The organism is Cytobacillus praedii, assembly GCF_001439605.1.
In the GTDB taxonomy this organism is placed as follows: Bacteria; Bacillota; Bacilli; order Bacillales; family Cytobacillaceae; genus Cytobacillus; species Cytobacillus praedii.
In genome coordinates, this window is the sequence record NZ_LMBX01000065.1 from 1 (window position 1) to 905 (window position 905).

General features: G+C 41.3%; 1 protein-coding gene. It reads right to left on the minus strand.

The window, feature by feature from the left end:
- Nucleotides 1-905: aldehyde dehydrogenase family protein (locus tag ASU02_RS25460; RefSeq protein WP_157684567.1), on the minus strand; the 905-nt coding region annotated here is incomplete at both ends.

A 905-nucleotide genomic window follows, 5' to 3' on the forward strand; every position in this document is an offset into this window, starting at 1 on the left:
TTCGCCTTTGTAAATCCAACAACTGGGCCAAAGATTTCTTCTTTCATGATACGAGCTTCTGGATCAAGATCTGCGAAGATCGTTGGCTTAATGAAGTAGCCCTTGGAGTCGTCTCCTTCTCCACCTGTCATTAGCTTTCCTTCTTTTTTGCCAATTTCGATATAGCTCATGATTTTATTATATGCACTTTGGTCAATTACTGTAGCCATATAGTTATTCGGATCAGTTGGATCCCCTTGTGTTAATTCATTTGTTAATTCAACCGCACGATTTAATACTTGGTCGTACACGTCTTCAACAATAACTGCACGAGAACATGCAGAGCATTTTTGTCCAGAGAAGCCAAATGCAGAGGCAACAATAGAAGTAGCAGCTAACTCAAGATCTGCTTCCTTATCAACAACGATTGTGTCTTTTCCGCCCATTTCTGCAATGACACGCTTCATCCAAACTTGACCTTCGCTTAATTTAGATGCACGTTCGAAAATACGTAGACCTACGTCACGAGATCCAGTAAAGCTGATAAAACGTGTATCCTTATGGTCTACTAAGTAGTCGCCTACTTCTGCACCGCTTCCAGGTACAAAGTTTAATACACCTTTAGGAAGGCCTGCTTCTTCCATAACCTCAACAAATTTTGCAGCGACAACTGGCGTTGTTGAAGCTGGTTTTAGAAGAACGGTATTTCCAGCTACGATTGCCGCAACAGTCGTTCCAGCCATAATCGCAAGCGGGAAATTCCAAGGAGAAATAATGATTCCTACACCTAATGGAATATAGTCATAACGATTATATTCATTTGGACGGCTGTTTACAGGCACTCCATCTTTAATGTTCAACATTTGACGTGCATAGAATTCAAGGAAATCGATCGCTTCTGCTGTATCAGCATCTGCTTCATTCCA